Raw genomic sequence first — 24598 nt, forward strand, 5'->3', positions numbered from 1 at the left:
GAACGGGGGAAGGAAAATGGAAAAGTTTATACTATCACTGGATCAAGGAACTACTAGTTCAAGAGCGATTCTTTTTAATAACAAAGGAGAGATTGCCCATCTAGCTCAGAGGGAGTTCACGCAATATTTCCCAAAGCCAGGCTGGGTGGAGCATAATGCAAATGAAATCTGGGGTTCTATTCTTTCAGTTATTGCTGAGGTGCTTTCAGAATCAGGAGTCAAACCAGAGCAAATTGCTGGGATCGGGATCACAAACCAGCGCGAAACGGCGGTTGTCTGGGATAAAGAAACAGGAAAGCCTATTTACAACGCGATTGTTTGGCAATCGAGACAGACTAGTGAAATATGTGAAGACTTGAAAGCAAAAGGTTATGATGATACATTCCGTGCAAAAACAGGTCTATTAATTGACGCTTATTTTTCTGGGACAAAAGTGAAATGGATCTTAGACCATGTGGAAGGGGCAAGAGAAAAAGCAGAGCAAGGGAAGTTATTATTTGGTACTATCGATACTTGGCTTATTTGGAAGCTTTCCGGCGGGAAAGCCCATGTGACTGATTATTCGAATGCTTCACGAACATTAATGTTTAACATTTATGAGTTAAAATGGGATGAAGAGCTGCTGGAAATTTTAGGTGTTCCAGTATCGATGCTTCCAGAAGTACGCCCTTCTTCAGAAATTTACGGTCATACAGTTGACTATCACTTCTTTGGCAAGGAAATTCCAATAGCGGGTGCTGCAGGAGATCAGCAAGCAGCTCTTTTCGGACAAGCATGTTTTGAAAAAGGAATGGCGAAAAATACTTATGGTACAGGCTGCTTCATGCTGATGAATACGGGTGAAAAGGCTGTGCGTTCTGAAAATGGCCTGCTAACAACCATTGCATGGGGAGTGAATGGAAAAGTGGAATATGCCCTGGAAGGAAGTATTTTTGTTGCAGGGTCTGCCATTCAATGGCTGCGTGATGGAATGAGGATGCTGCAAAACGCAAAGGACAGTGAGGACTATGCGAAAAGGGTGAATTCAACTGAAGGTGTTTATGTTGTTCCTGCATTTGTCGGGCTCGGAACCCCTTACTGGGATAGCGAAGTTAGAGGTGCGGTATTTGGAATAACACGAGGCACATCTAAGGAGCATTTTATCCGTGCTACATTAGAATCGCTTGCCTACCAAACGAAAGATGTACTATCCGCAATGGAGGCAGATTCAGGCATTGAATTAAAGACATTGCGAGTTGATGGCGGTGCTGTAAAGAATGACTTCCTCATGGAATTCCAAAGTGATATTTTAAATGTACCAGTTGAAAGACCAACAATTAATGAAACAACTGCTCTTGGTGCAGCTTATTTAGCTGGACTTGCGGTTGGCTATTGGAAAAATGAAGATGAGATATCGAATCAATGGGCAATCGACAAATCATTTGAACCGAGCATGAATGAGGATAGCCGCGAAAACCTATATAATGGCTGGAAGAAGGCTGTGAATGCGGCAATGGCATTTAAATAAGTGTTTTCATTGATTGTTATGTATGTTATAATGAAAATAAGTTAATAGCTCGGCAGGAGAACCGGAGAGACCACAAAATCATTATCGTTTATCGATAATGTATTTTGTGGTCTCTTTTTTGTGTTCTGCTCCAGTGCAAACCATGACCGCATGTACCTTTATTGTTGCGGGCTTTCATTAACGGGAATAACTTATACTGATTACCTTTTAATAAAGGGAGGACATAGGAATGAAATTCTCAAATCATAATCGAAGTGAAATGATAAATAAGCTAAAAAATGAAACGTTTGATGTGTTAGTAATTGGCGGGGGGATTACGGGCGCTGGTATCGCTTTTGATGCATCTACTAGGGGGATGAACGTTGCACTTGTAGAGATGCAGGATTTTGCAGCGGGAACTTCAAGCCGCTCAACAAAGCTCGTTCACGGCGGACTTCGCTACTTAAAACAATTTGAAGTGAAAATGGTTGCCGAAGTAGGCAAAGAACGAGCGATTGTTTATGAAAATGGTCCCCATGTAACGACACCAGAGTGGATGCTGCTGCCGATGCATAAAGGGGGCACATTTGGGAAATTTAGCACCTCCATCGGTCTAAGAGTATACGACTTTCTTGCCGGGGTTAAAAAGGCAGAACGCAGAACGATGCTAAATGTGCAGGAAACAATTAATAAGGAGCCTTTAGTTAAGAAGGATGGACTTAAAGGCGGAGGTTATTATGTTGAATACCGTACAGATGATGCCCGTTTAACAATCGAAGTGATGAAAGCGGCAGCAGACAAAGGGGCAACACCGCTAAATTATACAAAGGTTGAACAGCTGCTATATGAAAATGGAAAAGTAGTTGGTGTTCTTGCTGCTGATCAGCTTACTGGTGAGAAATATGAAATTAAAGCAGTGAAGATAGTCAATGCTGCTGGTCCATGGGTGGATTCGATCCGAGAAAAAGATGGATCAAAAAAGGGAAAGACACTGCAGCTGACAAAAGGGGTTCACTTAGTGATTGACCAATCCCGTTTTCCATTAAAACAAGCTGTTTATTTTGATACACCAGATAAACGAATGGTTTTTGCCATTCCGAGAGAAGGTAAAGCATATGTAGGGACAACAGATACTTTTTATGGAGATGATCCAGTAAGCCCGCACATGACAGCTGAGGACCGCGAGTATATTATTCAAGCGATTAATTATATGTTCCCGGAGGTGAAAATTACGGAGGCAGACGTAGAATCAAGCTGGGCAGGTGTTCGTCCGCTTATTTGGGAAGAAGGAAAAGATCCTTCTGAAATATCCCGTAAGGATGAAATTTGGGAATCTGAAACTGGTTTAATCACCATTGCTGGAGGAAAACTGACAGGCTATCGAAAAATGGCGGAAACGATTGTTGATGTTCTTGTTAAAAAATTTAGTGAAGAACAAAATAGAAATTTCCCAAGCTGCCAAACAAAGCATTTGCCAATTTCCGGCGGGGAAGTGGGGGGCTCAAGTAAATTTAAGGAATTTATAGCTGGGCAAATCGAAGCTGGCGTTGCAGCAGGCTTAACGAAAGAAGATGCGGCACATCTTGCAGCTATGTACGGTTCTAATGTTCCTGATTTATTTAAATTGGTAAAAGGTCATGGCAAAAATGAAGCAGAAAAATATCAAATGCCTGTTAGACTTTTGGTTAAATTAAAATATGCATTAGAAAATGAAATGGCTGCAACGCCAATCGACTTCTTTAATCGCAGAACAGGTGCGATCTTGTTTGATATCGAAACAGTAAGAACATATCAAGAACAAGTTCTTAATTATATGGCAGACTACTTTGATTGGAATCAGGATGTAAGGGCAAAATTTGAAGCCGGGATGCACCAGGCTTTAAAAGATGCTGCAGTTCCATCTGATTTACAATAATATTTTTTGAGTGAATTGAACATTTAAGAAGAGTGAATCAGCCCCAATCGTTTTCGATTGGGGCTGGTTTATTTTTTTATAAATGATCCCCGAGAACATGAAAAAATTGTGATGACGGTAACCAAGAGGACTATAGAGTGAACATAAATGGAACTTTAATCTCAGTTGCTCTATTTTTACTTAACCCCATACTTCCTTTAAAGTTTCTCTGAAAATCTCATTCAAGTGTTGCGTTGGATCTGTAATTTGTACGTTCAAACTCCTTGCATAATCCTCTAAACGAATGATTTCCTTATCTAAAAATAGATTGATTAGATCAATTCTAGGTTCCAAATCTAACTCGTCGCCAGACATTTTTCTTTTCAATAAAATATCGATTTCCTCTCTAAGCTCACCGGTAGGCAATAACACCTCAATTAAGCTTTGAAACTCAATAGGAGGAAGTGTGTATTTTTTTTCGATCCATTGGGCAGCTAAGATTGGGCGGAGTACGTAAAAATATTTTTTTATTTTCACATGTTCACCCTGCAGGTACTCTCGATAGTTGCCTTTTGCCATATTTAGATAGTGGTATAAACAAGATGCGGGTGAGAAAACCTTCTCTGCTAAGGTTTTTAATTTTTCCTTTGTTGAGAATGCTTCATGATACTCTATGCTTGAATGTAACCACTCCATTAGTGGTGGATTTGATTTTCTAAACAGTCTCAATGCTTTCGTAAGTTCCCATCCGCTCACATCTAATAGTTCATCCATTGGAATTGAGATTGGGTCATTTTTCGGTATCTCAATCACATCTCTTCCTCGGTCAATGGAAAGATACCAATCTTTTTGATGAATATAAATAAACCGGACATCATAATCACTGTCCTTAGAAGGAAATCCCCATGCACGACTGCCAGATTCACATGAGTAAAGAATCTTTATGTTGTAATCATTCTCGATTTGTTTTAATACTTCCTGAATATGCTTTTCCAAGTTTTATCCTCCATTTATATAGATTTCTTTAATTATGTATGTTCTTTATTAAAAATAAAATCCCTGCCCCAAATTGAAGAAGGGACAGGGATTGTTGCTCCTTTTATTGTTAAAATCTACTTCCTTTAGTTTTTAGAGGAAGTTTTTTCATTAAGTTATTTGTTTTCTGATTCTCAGAAAAGGATATATGTTTGCTATGCAGGATCGAAAGCGGTTTACCATTTTTAATTCTTTTCTTTTTTTTCATGAGGCTGCTCTACAGTGCCTCCAGAAATTCCCCCTTAATTTCTATATTAATGCAAGGCTAACGTAATCAAGGGAGTATGAATGCAGAAAAAATAATAATAATTGTAAAAGGTTGACATAAATTAGTATCTTTGCTAAAATGAATGCTGATGTATTTGAGATGTAAAAGCTAAGTCGTGAATTCAGACAAAATGTCACCGCATTAGCCGTTTCATTTTGCAGAAATACGACTTTTGGTTTTTTATCGATAAGTATAATTAGGCTCTTTTTAGATTTAAGTGCGCTATAGGTAAGGAATTAAGAATAATTTTGTGGACAACAGAACATGTTGAATTTCTTCTTAAATGATCCTTTCGAAAAACAGAGAGGACCTCGCTTTTTTACACTTCAGTTTTACACATAACTTTAAAATCTCGAGAGAGTGAACAATTCCCTTATATTTTTGTTATACCTGATTCCCGCTGGCACGGCCTAGGAGCCGTAAGGATGGAAGAGAGGAAGGGCTTTCATTGTTTTAGGTTTAAGAAATTGCGAAACGTCTTCGGAACATTATTTTGACGCTTACGCTTGACAAGAAAATGAAATCTCGAATATATCGAATAGAATGACTCGATGTCATGAAATAAAAAAGATTTGACAAATAAGGGGTATGCCCTTATGATTAGGATAACGCTAAAGTTCGTTATATATTTTATGGATAAGTGGTCGTAGCTGCAATGAAATGTAGGCGATTTTTATTCCCCATTTCATTGTACTGCGACTTTTTTATGTTTAAGTTTATATAATAAAGACTTATAGTGAACACATTTTTGGAGGTAATCTCATGAACACAGGTAAAGTAAAATGGTTTAATGCAGAAAAAGGTTTCGGTTTCATCGAATCTTCAGAAGGTCAAGATGTATTCGTACATTTCTCAGCTATCCAATCTGAAGGCTTCAAAACTTTAGAAGAAGGTCAAGCTGTAACTTTCGAAATCGTTGAAGGTAACCGTGGACCACAAGCTGCTAACGTAGAAAAAGCATAATCATTTTTAAAATGAGGTGATGCATGTCAGTCATGCATCACTTTTTTACGTTTAAAAAAATGGCATTTATACATTTGTTCGAGTTCTCCACTTTGTATTCTTCATTTATTCCTCAAAAGAGAATCCAATCACAGTTTGCTTTTTCGGAATTGTAATTTCACTTTTTCCTCGGGAGCGATTTGGAAAAAAGCTCTAATGAATGTTGTCTAAATGGAAAAATAAATAAAGCTTATGTAAAAAAGAGATACAAACTGGAAAACCTATTAACGTAGCTATTGATATTTTTGAAATAAGGAAAACCTTGAAATAGGGTAGATATAAGGAGGAACTACTACTTTGACAACTTTTTCAGATTTTGGTCTTAGTAATGAATTAGAAAAAGCATTATCGAACATGGGATTTGAAGAGCCGACACCAATTCAGGCACAGGCGATTCCTATTGGTTTAAAAGGAAAAGATATGATTGGACAGGCACAAACAGGAACAGGGAAAACTACTGCATTTGGTGTTCCTTTATTAGAGCAAGTTAGTAAAGAGGAAGGCGTTCAAGGACTGGTACTTGCGCCAACACGTGAACTTGCAGTACAGGTTGCGGAAGAATTAAATCGAATTGGCCAAGTAAAGGGAATTAAAACTTTGCCAATTTATGGTGGACAGGATATCAATCGACAAATTCGCGGATTGAAAAATAGACCGCAAATTATTGCTGCAACTCCTGGAAGATTAATTGACCACATTGAAAGAAAAACGATTCGCCTTGCCAACTTAAAAATGGTTGTATTAGATGAGGCTGATGAAATGCTCAATATGGGCTTTATTGAGGATATTGAGAGAATTCTTGGTGAAATTAAAGGGGAACGCCAAACCATGCTTTTCTCTGCAACTATGCCAAAAAGAATTCAATCACTTGCAGAGAAATTTATGCAAGAGCCTGAATTAGTAAAAATCAAGGCAAAAGAAATGACTGTAACAAATATTGAACAGCATTATATGGAAGTCCATGAAAAGCAAAAATTTGATGTGCTTTGCAGCCTCTTAGATATTCAATCTCCTGAGCTTGCGATTGTGTTTGGGCGTACAAAAAGACGTGTTGATGAAGTTGTAGAAGGCTTAATCAAACGTGGATATTCAGCGGAAGGAATCCATGGAGATATCCCGCAATCAAAACGTGATCAGGTAATCCGCCGTTTTAAAGAGCAAACAATTGACATAATGGTTGCAACGGATGTAGCTGCAAGAGGCCTTGATATTAGCGGCGTATCTCACGTGTACAATTTTGATATTCCTCAGGATCCAGAGAGCTATGTTCATCGAATTGGCAGAACTGGCCGTGCTGGGAAAAAAGGTCTTGCTGTTACATTTGTATCTCCAAGAGAAATTGATCATTTAAAAATTATTGAAAATGTAACAAAAAGTAAGATGGCGAAGATGCCAGTCCCATCATTTAAAGATGTGCTAATCGGTAATCAGCAGGCAACAATTAACCGTTTAATGACAGTTATAGAGAATAATGATCATGCTGATTATAAGCGAATAGCTGAATCATTGCTTGATGACACAGATTCTGTTTCATTACTAGCTGCTGCTTTAAAACTATTAACGAAAGATCCTGATGTCACTCCAGTCAAATTAACTGCTGTTGAACCTATTCGTGTAAGAAAGCCTAGAGGGGACCGTGGCGGAGACAGAAAACGATATAATGACCGAGGCAGAGATCGTGGAAGAACTGCTGGCAGCGGCGGTGGAAGAGACCGAAGAGATAGAAGCAGAAATAGAACTAGAAGCAAATAAATTTCAACTTTCTATTCAAATTTCATCTGTTTAAATGGATAAGATCCGAATTAAATAGCCATACTAATAGATGCAGGATAACTATCGTGTTCTGTTAGTGTTAATATTTAGGAGGATTTGAAAATGGCAACAGGTAAAGTAAAATGGTTTAATTCGGAAAAAGGCTTTGGATTTATTGAAGTTGAAGGTGGAGATGATGTATTTGTACATTTTTCTGCGATTCAAGGTGAAGGCTTCAAAACACTAGATGAAGGTCAAGAAGTTAATTTTGACATAGAAGATGGCCAGCGTGGTCCTCAAGCTGTTAATGTAACGAAAGTATAAACCATAAAAAGATAAAAAGAGCCCGCTTAGGGTTCTTTTTATTTGGATTCATCAATAATAAATTGGGTAATAATATGAATGCTTCAATAATTGTGTTAGATTAGAAAGGAAAAGGGGGAAATGCCGTGAAGGAATTTACAGTACAATTTCATAAGGAAGATCAAGTGGATGCTATGAAGGTGCAAAAGTTGAGTGAAGAAGACTTTGACCGATTAACTGAGGGTGGAACAAGACATTTATTCGAGTTAGATACGAATATTGGATTTTTTATTTACTTTGATGCAGTTGATGCGGATGGGAATGAATCTTATATGGTTCTTCAATATGAAGAAGAAAATGAAGACCCAAGTGCATGCTACGCGTTTGAACTGAAGGATTTTTATCAATTTGCTGCTTTGCATTTAAATGATCTTGAGTTTAATGAGGAATATGAGGATGAAGAGGAAGATGAGGAGGAAGCATACAGTCCGATTCATCACCTAGCACACCTTATGTATCATATTGCGGAAGATGGAAAGAATATCGAAGTTTAAATAAGAAGAAAAGAGCAGAGAACCCTGCTCTTTTCATTCCTCTTCTTCAACTGATAGATGCTCGCTGCAAAATTTAGTGATCGTTTGTTCTTCATCCTCATCAAGGGCAAATTCTAATATTTTTTCAGAGGAAAGAAAATGATAATTCAGTATCCGGCTATCATCTTCATTTTGATAAAATAGTATCCGAAGCTGCACGCCATTTTCTGAAAATAATTCATCATCTTCATCTACTTCGATATCTAAAAAAAATTCAAAACGCTCTCCTATTAAAATGCCTGTTGGGTCGTTTAATTGTTCAACAGAATAGCCTGTGATCTTCATAGGTTTCATCCTTCCTTTTAAAGCATTAACGTAAACTTAACTAAAACATTATACACCTTTCCCATAAGGATAGGATAGTATTACACGATTTATGAATAAGGTTTTCATTTTTTAAAATTTTATCGAGGGGTAGAGGAATATTTGTCCTATTTGCCCCATATAATAATGTATCTGCTATAAGATTTTGACGATGTAGGGAATTTATGTTATACTAATTAATGAGCTGAACATTGAAAATAAGTTGCCCATAATTCACTTGTTATTTAGAGTTGATATTTTTATGTCCCTTTATTTAACAAGTGTTTTTATTTTTTATTTAAAAAAGGGTTCTACTCTTTAGGAGGTGCCTAATATGGCAATGGGTTTTGGAAGAAAAAACACAGAAGAAGTGAAATTGGAGGAAGTTAAGGTGTGGGAATGTACTTCAGAGAAGTGCAATTGCTGGATAAGAGATAATTTTAAGAGCAGCCAAACACCAACATGCCCAATCTGCAAAAGTGAAATGAGAGAAACAACGAAAGAGCTGCAGGTTGTTAATAATAATAGCATTTATGCGAACAGTTAATATAAAAGTAGTTTAGAATCAGAAAACTTATCATGCCACCCAATTTAAAAATTGGGTGGCATATCTTTTATCCTTCTTGTAATTCAGTAATATCAACTTCTGATCGTTCCTCCAGCGGTCCCCGTAAATGTACAGTAGCTGTTTTCCCATCTTCATTAAGCCGGTCAATCCAGACAGATGCACCGTTATATGTCACTTCTATTTCAGCAGAAGAAGATAGGATTTGCTTAACCCGTTTAATATCCACTGATATCACTCCTCATTTATAATCATTATATTTTTAGTTAAATCCCATTTTTTATACATAAAACAAAGCTTCATTATTTAATTATAATGGTACATAAACCTAAGTCCTTCGTTCAATAATAAATTGGATTGAATGGGAGGGAAAACGATGGAGATACCAGTGCGTACAGGCGGGCAAGGTGATAATAAAAAAGACAAAAAATTAGCATGGTGGCAGCTTTCGCTAATCGGAGTTGGCTGTATCATCGGGACTGGTTATTTTCTAGGGTCAGGAATCGGAATTAAAATGACGGGTCCTTCGATTCTGATTTCCTTTCTTCTTGCTGGCTTAGGTACATATATTGTCGCTGATGCTCTTGGGAAAATGTCTGCTCAGGATCCTCAAGAAGGATCATTTCGATCCTATGCGAAAAAAGCATATGGTCCTTGGGCGGGTTTCAGCAGCGGCTGGGTATATTGGTTTTCGGAAATGCTGATTACAGGAAGCCAGTTGACTGCTCTATCAATCCTTTCACAATTTTGGTTTCCAAAAGTTCCGCTTTGGATTTTTGCTTCAGGTTATGCCGTTTTAGGTATAATTGTAGTCGTTATAGGTACGAAAGGCTTTGAACGTGCTCAAAATGTATTTGCGGTAATAAAGGTTGCAGCTATTCTTATGTTTATTATCTTGGCTATAGCTGTTTTATTTGGTTTGTTTGGTGGAAGCGGCAAGGATTTTTCGATTCCGAATAATCTGAACGAATTTATGCCAAACGGTGTAAAGGGGCTATGGTCTTCTCTTATCTTTGGGTTTTATGCATTTGGCGGTATAGAAATTATGGGCATCATGGCTCCAAGATTAAAAAATAAAGAGGATGCGCGAAAATCGGGAACGATTATGCTAATGATCCTAATGACAATCTATTTAATTTCCCTCACGCTGGCAACAGGTCTAGTGGCAGTAGAAAAATTTAACACGAAAGAAAGCCCATTTGTCATTGCTCTTGATAAATATAATTTAGATTTTTTTCCTCATGTTTTTAATGGAGGGATAATTATTGCTGGATTTTCGACCATGGCAGCATCTTTATTCGCTGTGACGAGCATGCTTGTAACTTTGTCTGAAGATGGGGATGCTCCAAAAATCTTTTCCAAAAAGGGGAAGCTGAAAGTACCGCCTCTGGCATTGGGTTTAACAATCGGAGGGCTAATTACCTCAATTATTCTATCACTCGTTATGCCCGATAGTATTTATGAATATATTACAACTGCTGCAGGATTGATGCTTTTATATAATTGGTTCTTTATTCTTATTTCATTTCCTAGGCTAATTCAGCCAACCGGATTCGATCACTTCAAAAGGTTTGCTGGAATGGCGCTTATTTTGACAGCGGTCAGCGGGACTTTATTACACAAGTCAAGCAGACCAGGTTTTTTTGTAAGTGTATTATTAGTTGGGCTCGTTCTGATTGTCCTAATCATTAAACATTTTACTGTCAATAAAAAGAAAAAAAGCTAAAGAAGAACTCCACTTAATCCAAAGTGGAGTTCTTCTTTAGCTGAAAAATAATAGGATAATTGCCTGGTATCCGAAATAAAGACCAAACCCAATTAAGGATAGTCCAGATAAAATAGAAATGGCAGTTAAAACCTTCATGGACAGAAATCTTTTGAAACTGCTGGCAACACCTGCCATCGTGATATCCCATAGCAATAATCCGATAATAATTGCAAGACTGTAGATAGCCACTTGAGTTTTATCATATTTAACAGCTGTTTCTGCAAGGACAGAGCCGTAAATTCCTAGCCAGAAAAGAATGGTCAGCGGATTTGAAATAGACATTAAAAAACCTGAGAAAAATGACTTCATTGCTGATTCTTCAGCACCCCTTGTGTTTGAAGAGATTTTTCCTGCACTGATTAAACTTTCAATCCCAGTATATACGAGGACAAAAAAACCAAAAGACCATAGGAAGGCCTTCATAAAAGGAATTTCCAGAAAGTGAACGATACCGAGAAAAACGGCCAGCATATATATAATGTCTGCAATCATGGCGCCAAGCCCAACTAGCCAAGCGTGGAAAAATCCGCTTTTAATCCCTTTATCCAATTGTGCTGCATTTACCGGTCCAATGGGTGCGGCGAGTGATAGTCCAAGAAATACATATCCAATAAAAATACTCATTCGTACATCTCCTTAAATTGCCGTTTCGTTTTTACCCATTTTATTCTTAGCGGAAGGCTTGTACGACAACAATTTTTTGCATCGTATCTATAAAAGAAACGAAGCTAACTTGAAGTGTGTATTACTAATGGTGTAAAATAAAAAATTTCTTTAAAATAGAAGAGATGACTAAAAGAGGGTGAGAAAATGCAAACGATCCTAGTTACTGACGATGATCAGCATGTGCGGTATTTAGTAAAAGAGCTGTTAATGAGGGAAGGGTTTAAGGTTATTGAGGCTGGCAATGGGGCAGAGGCTTTGAAAATGCTTCATCAGCATCCATGTGTTTTAGCCATTGTTGATATTATGATGCCTTACATGGATGGATACACATTAACTGAGGAAATAAGAAAAACTTTTGATATTCCCATTGTTTTACTTACTGCAAAAAGTCAAATTGAAGATAAGGAAAAAGGATATTTATCTGGAACAGATGATTATTTAGTTAAGCCGTTTGAACCAAAAGAGCTTTTATTTAGGGTGAATGCGTTATTAAGAAGATACGGAAAAGCAGGTGAATTAAATATAAAAATCGGTTCCGTCTTGATTAATAAAAAAAGCTATGAGGTAGAATGGAATGGGAAAACATTCATCCTGCCATTAAAGGAGTTTGAGCTTTTATATTACTTGGCATCACACCCCAATCAAGTGTTTAGCAGAGCCCAATTAATTGAACAAGTGTGGGGAATCGATTATGAGGGGGATGAAAGAACAGTTGATGTTCATATTAAACGATTAAGAGAGCGTTTCTTGAAAGCATCCGATGATTTTTCAATAAAGACGATTAGAGGCATTGGCTATTCTCTTGAGGTTCGCAAATGAAATCTCTTTACTCTAAATTTGCTGTTACAACGATTGCAATTATGTTTTTCAGTGGAATCCTTTCATTTTTGTTTACAAATATGTATTATCAAAACTATTTAAAGAGGCAAAATGACTTGAAAATAGTTAAGATGGCATCTGAGATTTCTGATTTTCTTCATTCACATGATCAGATAAATTTAAATGAATATTTAGAACATATTGGATCGATTGGCTATCAGCTGTACATAACTGATGGGGGCATGAAAAAGACTTATGGTGCAGAATTTAGAGAACGCGAACTATCAGATAAAGCTGTTACTGAAGTATTAAATGGCCAGATTTATCATGGGATTGCGCAATTTCCTCATAAAACCTTTGTGACTGGATTTTTTGCAAATGAATTAAAAAATACAGTTGGAGTTCCTATTGAATATAAAAACAAAGCCTATGCACTCTTTCTCCGTCCAGATATTAAACTTTTGTTTAATGAAATGCATATTATGTTTGGCTGGATTGTTGTCGGCACAATCCTAATTAGCATGATGTTTGTTTTAATTAGCACAAAATTTTTAGTGAAGCCAATCAGTAAATTGAACAAGGCAACAAAATTAATTGCAGAAGGAAATTTTGGAATTAAGCTTTCTATTCAACGGCAAGACGAAATTGGCGCGCTTGCGGCTAGCTTTAAAAAGATGGCAAGTAAGCTTGAAAATGTAAATGATATGCGTAAAGAATTTATTTCTAACATTTCACATGATATTCAATCCCCTTTAGCAAATATTAAAGGATACATAAAGCTATTGAGAGCTAGGAAATTAGATAGTGAAGAGAAAAGTTATTTAGAGGTTGTGGAATCTGAAGTCACTCGTTTATCCAATTTGACAAAGCAGCTCTTATTATTGTCTTCCATTGATTCTAAGAAAGATTTGATGGATGTAAAGCATTTCAATTTAAGTGAACAAATCAAAACGGTTATCAGACAATATCAATGGAACTTAAATGAAAAGGGAATCGTGATGAGCTATACTCTGCCTGAAACCTTTGTCAATGGTGACCCATCACTGCTGTATTCAGTCTGGGAAAATATATTAACGAATGCAATTAAATACAATATTGATAATGGGGAGATCGACATTTCTCTCACGGAAAATGACACTTACTATGTAATTGTTTTCACGGATACCGGTATAGGAATGGATGAGGGAGAGATTGAACGAATTTATGATCGGTTTTACAGGGGGGATTCTTCGAGAACCCGCACGATTGAAGGAACAGGACTGGGTTTATCCATCGTTTACTCCATTGTTGAAATGCACCACGGTAAAATATGTGTAGAAAGTAGAAAGGAAAGAGGGACTACGTTTACTATCCGTTTGCGAAAAGTTTAGATAAATTAAAAAGAATTGTAATGTTTCATTCATCATCCGTTCATATTCATTATATAAATTAACACTATGGAAATAGTGGTAATTTATATTAAGGGAGAATGGTTTGATGAAAAATAATTACAGTACGATTTTATTAAGATTATCAGCAATTTTTGCATTAATTGGCTCCTTTTTAGGATCGCATATGGCAGGGTCAGGCAGCTATGCTTTTAGACCAATTCATGCCCATATATTAGTTGTAGGCTGGTTAACAATATTTGCTTGGGCTGTTTATTATAAAATATTTTCACCGAAATTAGGGCTGCTTGCTAAGCTTCACGTGTACTCGGCTATTGCTGGCTCAATAGGATTAACTGGAGGAATGGCACTATTTATTTTTAAACCTGCGATTTTTTCTCCTGTTATGCATACAATCCTTTACATTGCGGGCGGCACCGTATTATTACTTAGCTTTTTATTCTTTTTCTTATTAACTTTTATAAAAGAAAAGTAAGGCAAAAAAAGTACTTGGGGAGCCAGGTGCTTTTTAATTTTTTTCACAACGTCTTCATACAAATTTGATATGATGTTGTTAAGTCAATTAAGATTCATTTGGGGGGTGGCATTATAAGAACCTTGCATAAGTTAATCATCTTATTGGCATTAATTGCCGTCGCCATTTATTTCTTTTTTAATTCAAGCTTATACCACGTATTAAAATCAGGTGATATTGAAACGATTAAATCCTTTCTCGGTGAAAATATATATTATACTCTCGGCATCACCTTTATTATTATGATCATCCAAAACTCATTTACAATTATTCCGCTTATCTTAGTTATTTCATTAAATATTGCCCTATATGGACTGTATTATGGTTTTTTTTGGAGCTGGATAACGAGCATAATTTCAAGCATTATCGTTTTTCTTGGCATTCGGTTTGGATTTCAAGATTGGATGTTGAAGAAATTAAAGCCGGAGATAGTAAATATGGGAGAGAAGCATGGGTTTTTATATGTACTCCAAGCAAGAGTGATTCCCTTTATTCCGACGAGCATTATAAATATTACAGCGGGATTAAGCGGGATACGATTAAAGGAATTTATTACAGCTACTTCAATCGGTAATTTTATTTATTTTATTATATTATCTCTTATACCTGCGGGATTATTTTCAGGGGAAATAAATGTATATGTATTAGGGATTCTTGCTTTTTTCCTAATATTACTCTTTTATTTGTTTAAAAAATTCTATCGCAAAAATAATAGGAAAACCGCTAGAGAAAATCAGAAATAGGCTAAGAAGTTCATATAATCCAAAAGTCATAGAGATCATATCTGTCAGTATTTATCCTGTAAAACAGCGATTAAAACTGACAGATGTTTCAAAAAATTGAAAACTACTTGCATAAAGTTTTCCGACTATTTATAATAATCTTAACAGACGGAGTTTTACAAAATTGTTACAAAGCTTAATCCTATCTGACTATTTATTTACATTCGTGCTAAAAGTTAGTAATCTGCATGACTTAATTACTAGCGAATAATCAAAATACATAGGGCACATAGTTGAATATTAAGTGAATAACAAAATGTAATATCCGTTTGAGATAAAATATAGGGGGGAAAATTGTGAATAAGAGATTATCATTCTTTTTTAGTATGCTGCTCGTTCTTAGTATGTTCCTCGCTGCATGTAGCGGCGGCGGGAAAAGCAATGAACCAGCGTCTAGCGATGGTGAAAAAGCTGAAGGCAATGAAACTGCTGAGGCAAATCCTGATGTACCACAAAATTTACGTGTAAACATTAATACTGAACCGCCTTCATTGCACCCAGGATTAGCGAAAGATGCTACTTCTGGCACAGTTCTTCGTCAAACATTTGAAGGATTAACTCGTATCAATAAAGAAGGAAAACCGGAAGAGGCTGCTGCAGAAAAAGTAGAGGTTTCTGACGATCAAACAGTATATACTTTTACATTACGCGATGCTACATGGTCAAATGGAGATCCTGTCGTTGCGAAAGACTTTGAATATGCATGGAAGTGGGCATTAGATCCGAAGAACCAATCTGAGTATGCATACCAGCTTTACTACCTTAAAGGTGGAGAAGATGCAAACTTAAACGGCGGTTCACTTGATGATGTAGGTGTTAAAGCTTTAGACGATAAAACGCTAGAAGTTACACTTGCCAATCCGACACCATTCTTTTTAGAATTAACTGCATTCTATACTTATCTGCCAATCAACAGCAAGATTGCTGAAGCGAATCCTGACTGGGCAAATGATGCTGGTGATAACTATACGTCTAACGGGCCTTTCGTTATGACTGAATGGTCTCATAGCGATAAGATACTTCTTGAAAAAAATGAAACATATTGGGATGCTGACACAGTAAAATTAGAAACAATTGAAATGATTATGATTAATGATCCAAACACTGAATTATCTATGTTCGATAACGGGGAGCTTGATTGGGCAGGTGCCCCAACAGGTGCCCTTCCAACGGATGCCATGCAAGCCCTTAAGGATGACGGACGTTTAATTACACAATCAATTGCGGGTGTTTACAATTATAAGTTCAATACAACCGCTGGACCAACTGCTAACGTGAATATTCGTAAAGCTCTTGCACATTCCATTAACCGTCAGGAATTAATTGATAACATTACTCAAGGTGCACAATTGCCGGCAATGGGAATTGTACCGCCGTCCATGTTCCCTGAAAATGAAAAAGGTCATTTCCCTGATAATGATGTTGAAGCTGCAAAAGAATTTTTACAAAAAGGTTTAGAGGAGCTTGGTTTTAAAGATGCTTCTGAGCTTCCAGCCATTGTTCTTTCTTACAACACATCTGAGGCACACCAAAAGATTGCTCAAGCAATCCAAGATATGTGGAAGAAAAACCTTGGCATTGAAGTAACGCTTGATAACCAAGAGTGGGCAGTATATTTAGATAAAGTACATGCACTAGATTATCAAGTAGCTCGTATGGGCTGGTTAGGTGACTTTAACGATGCAATCAACTTCCTTGAAATGTATCGTGATGCTGAAGGTGGTAACAACGATACAGGATGGGAAAGCAAAGAGTTCCAAGATTTATTAGCTAAATCTGCGACTGAAGGCGACCATGATGCACGTCAGCAGTTATTAAAAGATGCTGAAAAAGTATTTATGGAAGATATGCCAGTTGCCCCTATTTACTTCTACACAAACAACTGGGTACAAGCTGAAAACTTAAAAGATGTGGCTGTATCTGGTCTTGGTGATGTGCAGTATAAATGGGCTTATTTCGAATAAGAACAAGGCAATATGATACGAAAAGGCTGTCGAGTTGTCTCGATAGTCTTTTCTTTGTTTTGTACAGGTCTGACTAAATAGTCTGCTTAACTCAAAGTGCAGATTATTATAAAGATCAATAGATGTAAATAAAAAAATATGACAATTTTGTGATATTTATCATTTAATAAATTAAAAAAATAAATTATAATAATTATAATTTGATAAAGGGGTTGAAAAGGTTTGATTCGGATGACTATTGCTGGGATTGGGGGATTTATCCTTGTTTTTATTGAATCCTATGTAGTTTTGTTATTGAAAAACTACCAAACAATTGACTTTGGAGGGATTGGACCTTTTATTTCTGTGTGGGCGATGAACTTCTTTCTTTTGTTTACAATCTTCACTCATTTAAAGTTATGGTTTGAGGAACGTGAAAGGACAAAAGAAGAAGCAGTACAAGGAAAATAACTAGAATACACTTGTTTTTTGACACTAACACTTGTTAGTGTCTTTTATTTTCACTTATTTTACATAAATTAATGAAATGATTGTGAACTCTGTTTATAGAGATAGGAAAAATAGGTAAAAAGTAATAAAATAATTTAATGGGTATAAATGTCAACCTAAACATGTACATAATTGATCGTTTAAATATGTACAAAATTACTCGGGCTCTTTCGCAAGATGATTCTTTATTCGATAAGATTCTCCAACAATACTAACTACCGTTGCATGGTGTAAAACACGATCTAAGATCGCATTAGCTAGTTTGGAATCCTGAAATATTTCGTCCCAAGACTTGAAATTGATATTGGTGGTTAGGATAGTACTTCTTTTTTCGTACCTGAAATCGATTAGTTGAAAGAATAATTTTGCATCTTCAGCATCAATAGGCAAATATCCGATTTCATCGATAATAAGCAGCTTATACTTGGTATAATGTTTCAACCTTGCTTCTAATCGATTTTCAATTTTAGCTCTTTTTAATTGTTGTAGTAAATCATGACATTTAATAAAATAGGTACTTGTTCGTTTTTTGGCAGCGGCTATTCCAATTGACGTTGCTAAATGAGTTTTTCCTACACCACTAGGTCCTAAAAAGATAATGTTTTCCTTCTCTTCTATGAAACGCAAAGTAAGAAAATCAAGTATTTGTTGTTTATTAATGGATGGTTGAAAATCAAAATCAAATTCATTTATTTCCTTAAGGTGGGGAAATGCCCCCACCTTTACCATGGAATGCATCATGTTCTTCTCACGAACATCGATCTCATAGTTTGTAAGTTTTACGAGTGTCTCCACGAAGGATACCTGATTGCCTACACTATAGTCGATGGTTTCACTTAAATGCTGGATCATTTGCTTGAGTTTCAAATATTCAAGATTTTGCACTAACTGTTGGTAAGAATTATTCATTTTTATACACATCTCCAATTGCCTCTAGATTTTTCTTTGCCAATTCATCAATATCAGGATAGTAGGGAAGAGCTCTACTGAGCTCATCTTTGTAGTGTTCTTCCTTGTAATTGATTTTTTGATGACTTATTTTGTGTTGGACAATTAACTCCGTGTTATAATAAATGAATAATTGATCATCATATGCTTGTAAACCAACTGTCTTTCCTCGATACTCAGCTGGAACTGAGTATTGATTGGATTTATAGGATACCATGTTGGATGAATTTACTTTTACTAGTGTATGGTTGATTCTGTAAGAATCTCTTATTTGTTGCCGTGGTAGGGGCAGTAAGAGATTCTTTTCTCGTTTTAAGGCTAAAATCGGTATTTTTCCAGTCCCCTGATGATAACTATTATTGATTCTTTCTCCGAGTTGCTGTACATACTTGTGAAGTTCTTCTAAACTAAGTTTCCCTTGATAGGCATAGATTTCGTCAAGATATTTCATGGGTGATTCTATTTTCCCTTTTGTTCTTGGCCTTCCTGCGATACAAGGATGTACTTTGAATCCGAAGTCTTCTGCAAATTGAGCGAAACGTTTATTCACTTTCCCTTTGAAATGTTTCGTCCTCGCATCATCCATTATAGTTGCCATATTATCAGTCATGATTTTCTTTGGAACGCCCCCGATAGCTTCAAAGGCTTCTGTCAAAAATGAAAATAGTACACTTTGTGACTTCGATATACTCATATAAAAAGTACGAAATCTTGAAAAAGAAAGTAATAAGACAGCTACGTTGATATAAACAATTTCTCCATCTTTCGTTTCATACCGAAGGTTTTCCTTCCAATCCAGCTGTGCCTGTTCCCCAGGCGGTGTTTCATATCGAATACTAGACGGTGTTGGATTCGTTCTCTTTCCTTCACTAAAATAAGATTGGAACTCCGGCTTACTTTGGATGTATCTACGAAATGATGAAGCTGCACAATCTAATCCATGATTATCTTTTAGGTATTGCCATAGCACTCTTTTGTAATAAAATACTTGTTTTGATTCTTTTGATAAGAGGAGTGAAATAACTCCGTAGAACTTATCAAATTTCGAAGTTTTATTCTTGGTTTTCTTTGGAGTAAACCCATTAAGGTACTTTTCAATGGTCCTCCGGTCCACATTTAATTCCCTAGCTAATTGACTCTTATTAATTCGCATATTTAAATTCTCCATCAGTATTTTTAGTTTCGGTAAGTCTGTAAGACTATTAATCTCAAAATCTGTCTGGATATTCAACGCTATGTACATACTAATCACCTCAAGATTAGTATGAAAAACCGAGTCAAAACTGTACACCTTTATTTAATCATTTTTGTACATATTTAAATTAGCATTTGTAAAATACACTAGACTTATTAAATATGGAGAAAATTGGACCTGGTATTGGAGTTTTATCACTATGTTTATAACCAACTACATATCACGTCTGCATTTCAAATGGTTCTACAAAAACCAACATACCAAGAAAGTAAGTCAGTAAGCCTTTATTATTGATGAAAAAGTCTTTTGCTTTATCTGCTTAAACTACCTTTTTATAACAAGGTAGTTTTTTTAAACAGCTTTCTCCTCAGTTTCATAAATCTTTGTTAAATTTTGGGTTTTAACACTCAATAGAATATGTTAACCTTATACTATAATTGTTTACATATATACGAGGAGGTTTTTATGAATAACAAATTTAGATCTATTATCTCTGTCACTACAGCATTATTATTTTTTATTCTGGTTTTTATGAACTTTATAGGCTATTGGTCTGCTAACTCATTTATTCAAATCCTATTTTTCTTCATAATGGTAATTTCAATTTTTAATGCAGGATTCGAAATTAGTAAATATCAAAAACTAAGGAGCTGATCGGATATCCGATTAGCTCTATTTTTTTCAACAGTAAACTAAAGTAGCCACGAACTTTTATCTCACGCACGTTCATTCCTCCTTTAAAGAATCCTATTAATCCTTTTAATCACTCTATACATTTCAAACTTCCAACTGTAAAATATTTCTAAGAGGTGAATGAGTTGAAAAAGTTTCTTGGTTTTTCTTTATTGGTACTAATAATTATTTTCTTATTAATAGGTAAAATAGACTCAGGTTTAATAGTTTGTTATGCTGCCATTTTCATATACAATGCCGATTTGGCTGTTATTAATCTTCGAAGGAAAAATTTTTGGCTATCTATATTTCACATAGCACTATCTGCTGGATTTTTATACCTTTTTATTTCAGCTTTATTCTAGGAAACACTATATAAAATTAGTTTGCTGCTAATNTAATGGGAAAAATCGACAAAGAAGGTGTAGGAAATAGCCATTGAACTAAACATGGATGATAGAGGAAACAATGAAGAACTGCAAAAAATGCTTACCTCCTCGAATGTCGTTTATTCAGTATTCCAAGGAATGAAAGAAGGCCTAGTTATTACAGATATAAATGCGAATATCTTAAATGTCAATCAAGCATATTGTTTGATTACAGGCTATTCTGTTCAAGAATTACTAGGGAAAAATCTTAATATTATAAAGTCAAATCTTCATGATAAAGCCTTTTACCGCGAATTATGGAAGCGGATAACATCGGAAGGGAGATGGGAAGGGGAGATATGGAATCGTCATAAAAGTGGACGTTTGTTTCTCCAAAAGCTAAGCATCATTGCTATCAGAGATAAACGAAATATCATTAACCAATTTGTGGGAGTTGTGTCGGATATCTCAGAGGAAGAAAAATTACGAAGGGATATCATAAGGACTGGTATGCTTCAAAGAACCTTGCTCCCTACACCCATGGATATAAAGATGTTAGAAATTGATACTGTTTTCAGACCATTGAACTATCTTGGAGGCGACTTCTTTGATTATTACTGGGACTCAGAAAAAAGGGTTTTATCTGGTTATATTATAGATATTATGGGACATGGGGTAACCGCTTCTTTCCAAAATTCCGTATTACGAGTATTGTTCCGCCAAAATTTTGATAATAATAGTACACTTGTCGATGTATTGAAAGCCATTAATAAAGAATCAATGATTTACTTTCTGGAAGATACATTTGCCGCGGCTCTCTGTTTCAGGATTGATCTGGGAAATGGCATCTTGACATATGCCTGTGCAGGAATAAATAAATTTATTAAATGTCAATCAGATGGTGAATTAAAGGTTGTAAAGCAGCCTGGTCCATATTTAGGAATATTGAATGAGCCTGCTTTTGATGAAATTACAGAAGAGATCGGAATGGGAGAATTATTGTTTTTCATGACTGATGGTTTTATGGATATTATTGAAATGAACAATACATTTCACGCAAATGACTTAAAAGGAAATATGAACATGTTAAGCGGGGTAAGTATTTCAGAATTAAAAGATGATGCATCTGCCATTGGAATCTTGATAAAACAAGTTGGAGGAGGATGAATGAACATACTTCAGCTTAGATTTCGTACACATGAAGAATTTTGTCTGCTCCGTTCATTAATTAAAGCGGATGTTCAGAATATTTTTGGTGTGAATGATTCTTTTCTCATGGAAGTGGCAATTAATGAAGCGGTAAATAATGCCCTTTGCGCTAATCATTCGATGAATCCAATTACACTGAGTTTGAGGATTGCCTCTGGTAAACGTCTAATTGTTCGAATTAAGGATGCGGGTGAAGGCTTTAATGTTAGTAAAACATTAAAAGAGATAACTAGTTCACCTGAGTTATTATTTGAGAAAAATTTAACTAGTGAATGTGGCAGAGGGCTCAGCATTATAAAAATGGCTACAGATAAAATGATTTTTAATCAAAAAGGCAATGAATTGCTTTTAATGAAATATATAAGGACAGAAGCAGACTGTAATATATAATCCAAACCAAAAAAAGCGTTGAGGTGCTCCGATAGATGTCAAAATTAACAATGAAACTATTATTTTCGTATTTTATTATTGTTGTTATAATGGCTGGGCTTGGCATCACAGCGGTATCAACACTTTCCGCAGTAAATGATAATGGAATATCTATGCATGAGGATACGGTTGTACCGCTAAGTCAAATAGCTGAAATTGCCAAGTTTTCAGAGAATACTAGGGTTCAAATGGTAACTGCCGGAAATACTAAGGATCCTGATCTTACGACGATTGCTGAGGAAAATATTGCCTATATAAGTGAACTAATTAGTGAATACAAAAAAGGCAGAATGATTCCAATGGAACAGAAAAAGTTTGAAGAGTTTCAAACGAACTGGACGTTGTTCACTGATCGAGTGGCAAAAAATATTTCCCTTATAAGAGCGGGGAAATATGAAGAAGCAAATGAAGGATTAAAGCTTGGAAGAGAACCTTTTACTATTGCAAGCGAAAACTTAAAAGAGCTGATAAAAATAAAGAAGCAAGTCGCCGAAGACTTAATTAAACAAAATGAGAAAGAATATGTTCAATCACGACTTACTCTCTTAATTATAGTTTTATTTGCTGTTGTATTAGCGATTGGCATTGGGCTGTTTGAAGGCAAAATGATTGCCCAGCCTGTTAGGAAAATATCTGAAAGAGCCTACAAAATAGCAAATGGAGATTTGACCGGAGAAGCAATTCAAGTAAAGAATAAGGATGAAATTGGTGATCTTGCAAGCTCGTTTAATGAGATGAATGAATCTTTGAGAAGAGTCGTATCTTCCGTTTATCAGTCCTCTAAAGAATTGTCGGCATATTCTGACGAAATGGCAGCTTCAAGCGAACAAGTGGCTGCATCTGCTACAGAAGTGTCGGTATCAATGAATCAAGTAGCAGCGAACACTGAAAAGGGAAATCAATCTGTAATGGATGTTACGAAAGTTTTATTAGAGCTTTCTTCTCTTATCCAAATAGCTAAAGGAAAAGCTTCATCTGCTTTGCTTAATTCTAAAGCTACCTATGAAACTGCTTGTGAGGGCAAGGAAATAGTAAACGATTCAATTAATAAAATGGAAATTATTAAGACAAGAACAATAGAAACTGAAGATCTCATTCAGCGCTTAGATCAGTATTCAATCGAGATCGGTCATATAACGCAAATGATAACTAGCATTGCGGATCAAACGAATCTTCTTGCACTAAATGCTTCCATTGAAGCTGCAAGAGCAGGGGATCAAGGTCGTGGATTTGCGGTTGTAGCAGAAGAAGTACGTAAATTAGCAGAACAATCCAATGACGGAGCACATCAAGTGGGAGAGCTTGTAAGGAAAATATCTGGGAGCACTGGTGAAGCGGTACAGGCAATGCAACAGAATAGAATTGAGGTTGAGCAAGGAGTGAAAATTGTAGCCAGTGCAGGCAGTGCATTAGATCGTATTCTTTCAGCCGTTTCTGTTACTTCAAAGGAAGTAGATGGGATTACTGATGTAACAGATGAAGAAGTGGCAAGCTCTGAAAAAATTGTATCCTTAATAGATGAGCTTTCAACTGTAATGGAAAATACTACTGCAAAAACAGAAGAAGTCTCTATAGCAACCGAAGAATCATCGGCAGCGATTGAGACATTATCAGGGAGTGCAGAGGAAGTTAGTGCGATGGCCATGGAACTAAAAACATCCGTACAAATATTTAAAATATAAGGAGATTAGCGGGCCATGATAAAGAATATGGAAATTTCATCAACCACACCAACTAGGATAAAGGTTGTTTTGGAAGGGGATCTATATGTTGAAGAGGCAGCAGAGTTACGCGAAAGACTGCTTCGGCAGATTGATAAAGGCATCCATACAATGGATATAGAGTTAGGGGGGGTAAACTATATAGATAGCTCAGGTTTAGGTGTGCTCATTGCCCTTCATAAAAGATGTACACAAAAAGGAGGAACATTAACAATTAAAGGCGTTCGCGGGAAAATTAAAGAACTGTTTGAACTAACTAGATTAAATAAAGTATTTGATATCGAATAAAAAAGCTGTGATGTATGAATTGTAGATTACAATTATACATCACAGCTTTTTTTATGAAGAATAATCAATCGTTCTAATAATTAGATTGATTTTATATAAAAAACGTATTGATTAGATTAATAACAAAATATACAATATAAAAATAAGAAAATTATAAAAATTAAATCAAATTAAAAT

The 24598-nt window shown here is 35.9% G+C and carries 24 protein-coding genes; 18 read left to right on the top strand and 6 right to left on the bottom strand.

Annotated elements, in window-relative coordinates; translation table 11 throughout:
* The first annotated feature begins 16 nt into the window (after nt 1–16).
* A complete protein-coding gene (gene glpK, locus C1726_RS21110) occupies nt 17–1507 on the top strand; it encodes a glycerol kinase GlpK (RefSeq protein WP_102274948.1) in 1491 nt (496 codons plus the stop codon).
* 229 nt (nt 1508–1736) lie between these two features.
* Nucleotides 1737–3401, top strand: a complete 1665-nt coding sequence (locus tag C1726_RS21115) for a glycerol-3-phosphate dehydrogenase/oxidase (RefSeq protein WP_102274949.1) — start codon at nt 1737–1739, stop codon at nt 3399–3401.
* Nucleotides 3402–3581: 180 nt separating this feature from the next.
* Here C1726_RS21115 and C1726_RS21120 read toward each other — a convergent pair whose 3' ends face one another.
* Nucleotides 3582–4376 (bottom strand): nucleotidyltransferase domain-containing protein, encoded by a 795-nt coding sequence (locus tag C1726_RS21120; protein WP_102274950.1) that lies wholly within the window; start codon nt 4374–4376, stop codon nt 3582–3584.
* Between the two features lie 1069 nt (nt 4377–5445).
* On the opposite strand from C1726_RS21120, the gene C1726_RS21125 reads away from it, so the two are divergent.
* The 4 genes from C1726_RS21125 (at nt 5446) to C1726_RS21140 (ending at nt 8294) form a co-directional block, all read left to right on the top strand.
* Nucleotides 5446–5646, top strand: a complete 201-nt coding sequence (locus tag C1726_RS21125) for a cold-shock protein (protein ID WP_053476600.1) — start codon at nt 5446–5448, stop codon at nt 5644–5646.
* Between the two features lie 336 nt (nt 5647–5982).
* Entirely contained in the window at nt 5983–7437 is a 1455-nt protein-coding gene (locus tag C1726_RS21130) for a DEAD/DEAH box helicase (protein WP_102274951.1), read from the top strand.
* 123 nt (nt 7438–7560) lie between these two features.
* Nucleotides 7561–7761 carry a cold-shock protein gene (locus tag C1726_RS21135; RefSeq protein WP_102274952.1) on the top strand — a complete coding sequence of 67 codons (201 nt, stop codon included), beginning with the start codon at nt 7561–7563 and terminating at the stop codon, nt 7759–7761.
* Between the two features lie 125 nt (nt 7762–7886).
* Complete coding sequence (locus tag C1726_RS21140; protein WP_102274953.1) at nt 7887–8294, top strand: cytosolic protein; 408 nt, start codon at nt 7887–7889, stop codon at nt 8292–8294.
* A 33-nt stretch (nt 8295–8327) separates the two neighbouring features.
* Here C1726_RS21140 and C1726_RS21145 read toward each other — a convergent pair whose 3' ends face one another.
* Nucleotides 8328–8618, bottom strand: a complete 291-nt coding sequence (locus tag C1726_RS21145) for a DUF6509 family protein (protein ID WP_102274954.1) — start codon at nt 8616–8618, stop codon at nt 8328–8330.
* A gap of 352 nt (nt 8619–8970) precedes the next feature.
* Between C1726_RS21145 and C1726_RS21150 the strand changes: the two genes are divergently transcribed.
* Nucleotides 8971–9183, top strand: coding sequence for a cold-shock protein (locus tag C1726_RS21150; protein ID WP_102274955.1), 213 nt, complete (start codon nt 8971–8973; stop codon nt 9181–9183).
* A gap of 67 nt (nt 9184–9250) precedes the next feature.
* On the opposite strand, the gene C1726_RS21155 is transcribed toward C1726_RS21150, so the two are convergent.
* Complete coding sequence (locus tag C1726_RS21155; protein ID WP_102274956.1) at nt 9251–9430, bottom strand: H-type small acid-soluble spore protein; 180 nt, start codon at nt 9428–9430, stop codon at nt 9251–9253.
* Between the two features lie 147 nt (nt 9431–9577).
* Here C1726_RS21155 and C1726_RS21160 point away from each other — a divergent pair, with 147 nt between their 5' ends.
* Nucleotides 9578–10927: an amino acid permease gene (locus C1726_RS21160; protein ID WP_102274957.1), complete on the top strand. Its 1350-nt coding sequence runs from the start codon at nt 9578–9580 to the stop codon at nt 10925–10927.
* 36 nt (nt 10928–10963) lie between these two features.
* Here C1726_RS21160 and C1726_RS21165 read toward each other — a convergent pair whose 3' ends face one another.
* Nucleotides 10964–11593 carry a LysE family transporter gene (locus C1726_RS21165; protein ID WP_102274958.1) on the bottom strand — a complete coding sequence of 210 codons (630 nt, stop codon included), beginning with the start codon at nt 11591–11593 and terminating at the stop codon, nt 10964–10966.
* 186 nt (nt 11594–11779) lie between these two features.
* Here C1726_RS21165 and C1726_RS21170 point away from each other — a divergent pair, with 186 nt between their 5' ends.
* From C1726_RS21170 to C1726_RS21195, 6 genes are all read left to right on the top strand, one after another.
* A complete protein-coding gene (locus C1726_RS21170; protein ID WP_102274959.1) occupies nt 11780–12454 on the top strand; it encodes a response regulator transcription factor in 675 nt (224 codons plus the stop codon).
* Nucleotides 12451–13824 (top strand): sensor histidine kinase, encoded by a 1374-nt coding sequence (locus C1726_RS21175; RefSeq protein WP_102274960.1) that lies wholly within the window; start codon nt 12451–12453, stop codon nt 13822–13824. The genes C1726_RS21170 and C1726_RS21175 overlap by 4 nt, the downstream gene beginning before the upstream one ends.
* A 106-nt stretch (nt 13825–13930) precedes the next feature.
* Nucleotides 13931–14317 carry a hypothetical protein gene (locus tag C1726_RS21180; RefSeq protein ID WP_102274961.1) on the top strand — a complete coding sequence of 129 codons (387 nt, stop codon included), beginning with the start codon at nt 13931–13933 and terminating at the stop codon, nt 14315–14317.
* Nucleotides 14318–14439: 122 nt separating this feature from the next.
* Nucleotides 14440–15099 (top strand): TVP38/TMEM64 family protein, encoded by a 660-nt coding sequence (locus C1726_RS21185; RefSeq protein WP_102274962.1) that lies wholly within the window; start codon nt 14440–14442, stop codon nt 15097–15099.
* A gap of 335 nt (nt 15100–15434) precedes the next feature.
* Nucleotides 15435–17102: a peptide ABC transporter substrate-binding protein gene (locus C1726_RS21190; RefSeq protein ID WP_102274963.1), complete on the top strand. Its 1668-nt coding sequence runs from the start codon at nt 15435–15437 to the stop codon at nt 17100–17102.
* Between the two features lie 231 nt (nt 17103–17333).
* A complete protein-coding gene (locus C1726_RS21195; RefSeq protein WP_235822877.1) occupies nt 17334–17552 on the top strand; it encodes a hypothetical protein in 219 nt (72 codons plus the stop codon).
* A gap of 195 nt (nt 17553–17747) precedes the next feature.
* Here C1726_RS21195 and istB read toward each other — a convergent pair whose 3' ends face one another.
* On the bottom strand, nt 17748–18500 hold the full coding sequence (istB, locus tag C1726_RS21200; protein ID WP_102271268.1) for an IS21-like element helper ATPase IstB: 753 nt from the start codon (nt 18498–18500) through the stop codon (nt 17748–17750).
* Nucleotides 18493–19782: an IS21 family transposase gene (istA, locus tag C1726_RS21205; RefSeq protein ID WP_102271267.1), complete on the bottom strand. Its 1290-nt coding sequence runs from the start codon at nt 19780–19782 to the stop codon at nt 18493–18495. The genes istB and istA overlap by 8 nt, the downstream gene beginning before the upstream one ends.
* A 1073-nt stretch (nt 19783–20855) precedes the next feature.
* Here istA and C1726_RS21220 point away from each other — a divergent pair.
* The 4 genes from C1726_RS21220 to C1726_RS21235 are packed head-to-tail and all read left to right on the top strand — an operon-like array spanning nt 20856 to nt 24421.
* Nucleotides 20856–21941 (top strand): SpoIIE family protein phosphatase, encoded by a 1086-nt coding sequence (locus C1726_RS21220; protein WP_102274965.1) that lies wholly within the window; start codon nt 20856–20858, stop codon nt 21939–21941.
* Nucleotides 21942–22373: an ATP-binding protein gene (locus C1726_RS21225; RefSeq protein WP_102274966.1), complete on the top strand. Its 432-nt coding sequence runs from the start codon at nt 21942–21944 to the stop codon at nt 22371–22373.
* A gap of 35 nt (nt 22374–22408) precedes the next feature.
* The gene (locus C1726_RS21230; protein ID WP_102274967.1) at nt 22409–24094 is read left to right on the top strand and encodes a methyl-accepting chemotaxis protein; all 1686 of its coding nucleotides are present in this window, start codon (nt 22409–22411) and stop codon (nt 24092–24094) included.
* A 15-nt stretch (nt 24095–24109) separates the two neighbouring features.
* Entirely contained in the window at nt 24110–24421 is a 312-nt protein-coding gene (locus C1726_RS21235) for an STAS domain-containing protein (protein WP_216629077.1), read from the top strand.
* Nucleotides 24422–24598 lie beyond the last annotated feature (177 nt).

The sequence above is a fragment of the Cytobacillus massiliigabonensis genome, from assembly GCF_900199725.1.
In the GTDB taxonomy this organism is placed as follows: Bacteria; Bacillota; Bacilli; order Bacillales; family Cytobacillaceae; genus Cytobacillus; species Cytobacillus massiliigabonensis.